Source organism: Gordonia lacunae, assembly GCF_002149015.1.
In the GTDB taxonomy this organism is placed as follows: Bacteria; Actinomycetota; Actinomycetes; order Mycobacteriales; family Mycobacteriaceae; genus Gordonia; species Gordonia lacunae.
The window spans coordinates 145,543-152,678 of the sequence record NZ_NGFO01000013.1 but is presented as its reverse complement, the minus strand read 5'-3'; the positions used below and the strand labels follow the sequence as shown (position 1 = coordinate 152,678).

7 protein-coding genes are annotated in these 7,136 nt (G+C 68.7%); 3 read left to right on the top strand and 4 right to left on the bottom strand.

The window, feature by feature from the left end:
* Positions 1–418 (bottom strand): helix-turn-helix domain-containing protein (locus tag CA982_RS13225; protein WP_144066025.1); only part of this gene is annotated, 418 nt, incomplete at its 3' end.
* Between the two features lie 50 nt (positions 419–468).
* On the opposite strand from CA982_RS13225, the gene cysD reads away from it, so the two are divergent.
* From cysD to CA982_RS13210, 3 genes are all read left to right on the top strand, one after another.
* On the top strand, positions 469–1,452 hold the full coding sequence (cysD, locus tag CA982_RS13220) for a sulfate adenylyltransferase subunit CysD (RefSeq protein ID WP_086535764.1): 984 nt from the start codon (positions 469–471) through the stop codon (positions 1,450–1,452).
* The gene (gene cysC / locus CA982_RS13215) at positions 1,452–3,314 is read left to right on the top strand and encodes an adenylyl-sulfate kinase (protein WP_086535763.1); all 1,863 of its coding nucleotides are present in this window, start codon (positions 1,452–1,454) and stop codon (positions 3,312–3,314) included. The genes cysD and cysC overlap by 1 nt, the downstream gene beginning before the upstream one ends.
* A 63-nt stretch (positions 3,315–3,377) precedes the next feature.
* A complete protein-coding gene (locus CA982_RS13210) occupies positions 3,378–4,157 on the top strand; it encodes a 3'(2'),5'-bisphosphate nucleotidase CysQ (RefSeq protein WP_086535762.1) in 780 nt (259 codons plus the stop codon).
* Positions 4,158–4,169: 12 nt separating this feature from the next.
* Here the strand turns inward: CA982_RS13210 and CA982_RS13205 are convergent, their stop codons facing one another.
* The 3 genes from CA982_RS13205 to eccA all read right to left on the bottom strand — a co-directional run bounded on the left by CA982_RS13205 (position 4,170) and on the right by eccA (position 6,978).
* A complete protein-coding gene (locus tag CA982_RS13205; RefSeq protein ID WP_086535761.1) occupies positions 4,170–4,709 on the bottom strand; it encodes a hypothetical protein in 540 nt (179 codons plus the stop codon).
* Between the two features lie 14 nt (positions 4,710–4,723).
* On the bottom strand, positions 4,724–5,134 hold the full coding sequence (locus CA982_RS13200; RefSeq protein WP_086535760.1) for a hypothetical protein: 411 nt from the start codon (positions 5,132–5,134) through the stop codon (positions 4,724–4,726).
* Between the two features lie 62 nt (positions 5,135–5,196).
* Complete coding sequence (gene eccA, locus CA982_RS13195; RefSeq protein ID WP_086535759.1) at positions 5,197–6,978, bottom strand: type VII secretion AAA-ATPase EccA; 1,782 nt, start codon at positions 6,976–6,978, stop codon at positions 5,197–5,199.
* Positions 6,979–7,136: the final 158 nt, after the last annotated feature.

Below are 7,136 nucleotides of genomic sequence, written 5' to 3'. Positions count from 1 at the left end.
GGGCGAGGTGGGGTGGGAACGCGTGCGAGGCGAGGGTCACCGCGTCCGCCGAGGTACGCCGGGCGACGAAGCACGGGACGGCGAACCGGTCGCAGAGCTCGCGCGCCGCCGAGGCGGCCCAGCGGACGAGGTGGTCGGCGTCGTCGGCGTTGCGGACCAGGCCGACGAAGGCCGGCCCGACGGCGAAGGTGCCTGCCGACGGGTCCCGGATCAGCCAGCCGCACTCGACGAGTTCGGAGACGACGGCATGTGCGGTGGCGCGCGACATCGAGGTCTGACGGACGATCTCGGCCAGGGTCATCGACGGCTGTTCGGCGCCCGCGAGGAGTTCGACGATGCGGACGACCCGGGCGGTCGGCGGCGACGCCGCACGCACCGGTTGACGCGCGGCGGAGAAGTCACCTACGGTTTGTGTCACATTGTCAACACTTAGTGTCGAATATTCGACATGTCAAGGGGGTTGCTCCGGTGGCCATCACCATCGATGCCGACGGCGAACGTCGTCTGGAACGCACCGAGTCCACAACCGACGGTCGTGTGCACCATCGCGGCTATGAGCTCTCGCACCTCGCGGCGCTCGAGGCCGAGTCGGTGCACATCTTCCGCGAGGTCGCCGCGACCTTCGAACGTCCGGTTCTCCTGTTCTCCGGCGGCAAGGACTCGGTGGTGATGTTCCACCTGGCCCGCAAGGCCTTCTGGCCGGCGCCGATCCCGTTCCCGCTCATGCACGTCGACACCGGGCACAACTTCGACGAGGTGATCGAGTACCGGGATCGCGTGGTCGCCGAGACCGGGGTCCGTCTGCTCGTCAGCTCGGTGCAGGACGACATCGATGCCGGGAGGGTCGTCGAACAGACCGGTCCGGGCGCGAGCCGCAACCGGTTGCAGACGGCGGCGCTGTTGCGCGGTATCACCGAGAACCGTTTCGACGCCGTGTTCGGCGGGGCCCGACGGGACGAGGAGAAGGCGCGGGCCAAGGAGCGCGTGTTCAGCTTTCGTGACGAGTTCGGTGCGTGGAATCCGCGTGAGCAGCGACCCGAGTTGTGGCGCCTCTACAACGGGCGGCACGCCAAGGGGGAGCACATCCGGGTGTTCCCGCTGTCGAACTGGACCGAGCTCGACATCTGGCAGTACATCGCGGCCGAGGGCATCGATCTGCCGCAGATCTATTACGCGCACCAGCGCGAGGTCATCCCGCGCGACGGCATGCTGCTCGCGAAAACCCGTTTCCTGCAGGAACTCCCGGGCGAGGAGGTGCGGACCGAGACCGTGCGGTTCCGGACCGTCGGCGACGCCACCTGTACCGGTTGCGTGCTGTCCGGCGCGGACGATGTGCTGAAGGTGATCGAGGAGATCGAGGTGACCCGGCTGACCGAACGGGGCGCCACGCGTGCTGACGATCGGATCTCCGAGTCGGGGATGGAAGACCGCAAGAAGGAAGGCTACTTCTGATGGGCGACCTCAACGCCGTCGGCGGCGCGACGGAGATGCTGCGTCTGGCGACCGCCGGCTCGGTGGACGACGGCAAGTCGACACTCATCGGCCGCCTGCTCTACGACTCGAAGGCGATCTTCACCGACCAGCTCGAATCGATCGAGCGCACCAGCGCCGAGCGCGGTGACGAGTACGCGAACCTCGCCCTGCTGACCGACGGGCTGCGTGCCGAACGCGAGCAGGGCATCACCATCGACGTGGCCTATCGGTACTTCGCCACGCCCAAACGGAAATTCATCATCGCCGACACGCCGGGTCACGTGCAGTACACGCGCAACATGGTGACCGGCGCCTCGACCGCCGATCTGGCGATGATCCTCATCGACGCGCGCAAGGGCGTACTGGAACAGACACGGCGGCATGCGTTCCTGTCGTCGTTGCTCGGCATCCCGCATCTCACGGTCTGCGTGAACAAGATGGACCTCGTCGACTGGTCGCAGGAGCGTTTCGACGAGATCTGCGCGGATTTCGTCGATTTCGCGACCAAGCTCAACGTCGTGGACCTCACGTTCATCCCGATGTCGGCGCTGCGGGGTGACAACGTCGTCGAACAGTCCACGGCGATGCCGTGGTACGAGGGCCGGCCGCTCCTGAATCACCTCGAGCACGTCTACATCGCCTCCGACCGCAACCTGATCGACACCCGTCTGCCCGTGCAGTACGTCATCCGGCCACAGCGCAGCGACGGTGCCGACCACCGGGCCTACGCGGGTACGGTCGCCGGCGGGGTGCTGGCCAAGGGCGACGAGGTCGTCGTCCTGCCCAGCGGTTTCAGCACCACCATCACCGAGATCTGGGCGCCGGGCGGCCAGCCGGTCGACGAGGCCTTCGCCTCGATGGCCGTGTCCGTCGAACTCGCCGACGAGATCGACATCGTGCGCGGCGACATGCTGGCACGGCCCAACAACCGGCCGTACGTGGGGCGCGACCTCGACGCGATGGTGTGCTGGTTCGCCGACGACACCGAGCTGCGGCCGGGCAGCAGGTATCAACTGCTCTGCGGGACCCGGTTGACCCGCGCGCAGGTGAACGGACTCAACTATCGCCTCGACGTCAACTCCCTGCATCGCGATGAGGCGGCGGAGGGTCTGTCGCTCAACGAGATCGGGCGTGTCGTCCTGCACACGCAGGAGCCGGTGACCTTCGACTCCTACCGGCGCAACCGGGACACGGGCAGCTTCATCCTGATCGACGAGGCGACCAATCGCACCGTCGGCGCCGGGATGATCACGGCGCCGGTGAGCCACGACAGCCACGTCGTGTGGCAGGCGACGAAGGTCACCCGCGAGCACCGTCCGCACCGCGGTGCCACGATCTGGCTGACGGGCCTGTCCGGCTCGGGCAAGTCGTCACTGGCGGTCGAGCTGGAACGGCGCTTCGTCGCCGAGGGGCGTCCGGCATACCTGATGGACGGCGACAACCTGCGACACGGACTGAACTCCGATCTGGGTTTCGCCGACGACGACCGGCGGGAGAACATCCGCCGGACCAGTGAGGTCGCGGCGCTGTTCGCCGACTCGGGATCGGTGGCGATCGTCTCGCTCATCAGTCCCTTCGCCGAAGAACGACAGCGGGCCCGCGAGATCCACGCCGAGCGCGGGTTGCCGTTCTACGAGATCTTCGTCGACACCCCGCTCGCGGAATGCGAGCGACGCGATCCGAAGGGCCTCTACGACCGCGCGCGTCGGGGGGAGATCAGTCAGTTCACCGGCATCGACTCGCCCTACGAGCGGCCGTCGAGTCCGGATCTGCTCATCACGCCCGACGACGGTCCGCCGTCCGAGGTCGCCGACCTGGTGCTGCGTAACCTGGGACTGTGAGTCCGTTCCGCCACCACCGCGGAGCGCTGCCTTGCCACCGGTATCCCGACCGAGAGGAACCCCGTGACCGACGATCGTGCCCTGGCGGGCGAACTGGCCACCGCCGCAGGTGAACTCCTGCTCGACATCCGGCGCTCCAGCGGATTGACGGGCAAAGAGCTCGGTCAGGAGGGTGACCGCCGGTCCGACGAGTTCATCCTCGGGCGTCTCGCACAGGAGCGGCCGGACGACGCCGTGCTGTCCGAGGAGTCGGCCGACGACAAGTCGCGGCTGTCGGCGTCGCGCGTGTGGATCATCGATCCGGTCGACGGCACGCGCGAGTACGGCACCTACGAACCCGGTGGCGGTCGCACCGACTGGGCCGTGCACGTCGCGCTCTGGTCGGCCGACGACGGGCTGATCGCCGGTGCGGTCGCGCTCCCGGCCCTCGGGGTGACATATCTCGACGACGGTTCTGCCGTCGAGCCCGTGGCGGGCCTGGCCTCGCGGCCCCGGACCGGTGTCCCGCGCGTGGTCGTGAGCAGTTCGCGGCCACCGGCGTTCGCCGACGAGGTGGCCGCGGCGATGGCCGGCGAGGTGCTGCCGATGGGGTCCGCGGGGGCGAAGGCGATGGCGGTCGTGCGCGGCGAGGCCGACGCCTACGTTCATGCGGGCGGCCAGTACGAATGGGATTCGGCCGCGCCGGTCGCCGTCGCGAAGGCGAAGGGTCTGTGGTGCGGGCGGATCGACGGGTCGCCGCTCGTCTACAACAACGAGGACACCTACCTGCCCGACCTCGTCATCTGCCGGCCCGAGTTCACCGAGGCGATCCTCACGGTCACCACCGAGGGTGCCGGCGGCTGAGGTCAGCCACGCTCAGTGCGTGACCACGACCTTGATCACGACGATCAGGGTCGCGACGAGCGTGACCGCGCCGGAACTGAGCAGTGTTGCCCGGCTTGGCCGTTGGTGATTGAGCCGGTCGATGACGAAGACCGTGCCGCCGATGCGCAGCAGGATCACGATCTCCGCGACGAGCTGGGCGGTACGCGGCTCGATCCAGCCGATCAGGCCGAGCAGCAGGATCGCGCAGGGCAGGAGCGCCGAGGTCAGGATCGGCACCGAGTCGCGGAGATGACCGAGCGCCTCTGCTCTCGTGGGTTGCGCATCTCCGTTGGAGACCCGGCGCGAGACCCCCTCGGCGAAGACGTGCGCGATGAAGGTCGACGCCGCCGTACCGGCGAGGATCGCGATCCCCACGAAGTCGTCCTCGACGTGCAACGGGATGAGTACGGCGAGGATCAGGATGTTGCCGTAGATGTAGGCGCTGATCCGCGGTGCGGCGTGCTTGCGGTCGAGCGGGTTGTCGCGGCTGAACAGCGGCCCGTGCAGCAGGGTCCACGGACTGTTGCTCATAGCTGGTGAAACTATCAGCGCGGGACCAGTTCGGCGACGACAGCGGCGATGGTGTCGTCGGGCCGGGTCAGGCAGACCGTCGCCGCCACGGTCGCAACCTGTTGCGCGTTCGACGTCACATCCAGCTCGCTGAGAACCGCCGCCCGGTCCGCGTCGTCGAGTTCGCGGAACTGCTTGCACGTCATCGTCGACGCGGTGCCGGTATCCGAGCCGCGCGTCGGTGACGCAGTGGTCCGGGTGGAGGCCGCGGATGTGGCGGGGCTGCTCGTCTCGGTGGCGATCGTGGTCGAGACCGCGCTCTCGGGTGAAGGTGCGGGCGCGGCGTCGTCGGACGAACACGCACCGACCGCCAGCATCATCGTCGCGGCCATGGACAGGCCCGCGGCCACCTCGGCGGGGCGGAATCGGCGAGCGGGAACGGACATGGCAGGACTCCTCGGGACGGTGGTTCGGGTCGAGACCCGGTGGTGACGGGTGGTTGGGGCGGTCAGCGCATGAGTCCGGAGAGGACGCCCGAGATCGCCGACCGGACGTCCGCGGTCTCGATGCGCATGAGGTCGTCCTGGCTGAGAGCGTCGAGATCGCCCGCGCCGCTGAGGCGGAACTCGCGCTCCTCCTCGGCCGCTTCGATGATGTTGCGGATGAAGCGGCCGTTGCCGGCGAGATCGGTCGCGCGCCGCGCGGTGCCCTGGTGTTCGCGGACGTCGTGGTACAGGGGAGCGCACGCCTGCTCGATCTCGATCATCGCCTCGCGGGTCAACGACGAATCCCGCTTGCGCGCGATGAACTCGGCGATGCGCGCGAGCTCGTCGGGAGTGTAGGAGTCGAAGCGCACGCGGCGCGCGAAGCGCGACGCCAGGCCGTCGTTGGAGGCGAGGAACCGATCGATCTCCGAGTCGTAGCCGGCGATGATGACGACCAGCCGGTCGCGGTCGTCCTCCATCCGTGCCAGCAGTGTGTCGACGGCTTCGCGACCGAACGCGTCACCGCCGGACAGTCCCTGCTGGATCAGGGTGTAGGCCTCGTCGATGAACAGGACACCGTCCATCGCCGAGTCGATCAGTGCCGAGGTCTTGATCGCGGTGCTGCCGAGGTGCTCGCCGACCATGTCACGGCGGGTCGCCTCCACCACCTTGTCGGACTTGATGAATCCCAGACCGCAGTAGATCTTGGCGACGATGCGCGCCACCGTCGTCTTGCCGGTGCCGGGCGGGCCGGTGAAGGCGAGATGCAGGCTGCGCGCCGACGTCGACAACCCGCGGTCGGCGCGGACCTTGGCCAGCGTCGCGGTGGACTGGAGCTTGGCCACCTGCTGCTTCACCGAGTCGAGCCCGATCTGTTCGGCCAGTTCGCGCTGCGCCGCGGTCACGAGGGAGCTCTGCTCGTCCGGATCCCCGGACCCCGACACCAGTGTCTCGGCGCGTTGGGGCACCGACTTCGGGTCCCATCGGTCGCCGCGTTCGGCGATCTGCTCCGGAGTCGTCGCGGTCACGCGCAGGGAGGGCGAGCGGATGGCCTCGGCCGCGGCTGCCAGCGACGGGTCGCGGGCATAGGCCTGCTCGAACATCGACTTGGCCTTCTCCTCGTGGCCCTGCTCGCGCAGGGCGAGGCCGTAGACGAACATCGCCTGCGTCGAACAGGCCGCTATCGGGCCGTCGACCGCGTTCTGCAGTCGGCGCATGCCCTCGCCGAGCATGCCGAGGTGCACACACGACGTCCCGGCCATGAAATCGGCGACGGCCTGCATATATGGGTCGTTCCACCGATCCGACCTGGTCAGCGAGGTCAGGACGTCGGGCCACCGCTGGGTGGCGAAGTGGAGGAAGGCACGCACGAAGTCCACGATCGGCACGCGGTGGGCCGGGGGAACCTCGTCGAGCACCTCTTCGGCACCGGCGAAGTCCGCACCGCGGACCAGGCTGGCCGCGTAGGCGGCCGTCGCCTCCACAGCGCTCGACGCCGGGAAGTCGATCATCATGCCCGTGTACCAGCGCCCCGCGATCGTGCCGGGCGGGAGTCCGAGCCGGCGCTGCTCCGCACCGATCGATCCACGTGCGCGGTAGAGCCCCAAGAGGACCTCGTTGCTGTTTTCACCGCAGGCGAGCCGGCCGATCCAGGCGTCACCCAGAGACGGGTCCCACTCGGTCGCGCGGGTGAAGGCTTTGGCGGCCTGCGCGGGATTGTCGACGGGTTCCTGGCCTTCGACGGGGATGTTCAGCGACAGGACACCGAGTTCGAAGAGCGCCCTCGCCTTGCGGACATCGGCCATCGCTACCCCCTGTGTCGTCCCGTCGGCGTACCGACGCCCCTGAACCGATCTCCCCGGGTGCATCCGCGCGCTCGCCGGGGACAGAGTATCGCTAGACCACCCCGACACCGGGCCCAGATCTCCCAGGTCCGCACCCGGACCGCCCCGGCGGCCGGAAC

Excerpts from the sequence above, each read along its gene's own strand:
- CA982_RS13200 (WP_086535760.1), bottom strand. The coding sequence starts at position 5,134 with ATGTCCGTTCCCGCTCGCCGATTCCGCCCCGCCGAGGTGGCCGCGGGC.
- cysC (WP_086535763.1), top strand. The coding sequence starts at position 1,452 with ATGGGCGACCTCAACGCCGTCGGCGGCGCGACGGAGATGCTGCGTCTG.
- eccA (WP_086535759.1), bottom strand. The coding sequence starts at position 6,978 with ATGGCCGATGTCCGCAAGGCGAGGGCGCTCTTCGAACTCGGTGTCCTG.
- CA982_RS13205 (WP_086535761.1), bottom strand. The coding sequence starts at position 4,709 with ATGAGCAACAGTCCGTGGACCCTGCTGCACGGGCCGCTGTTCAGCCGC.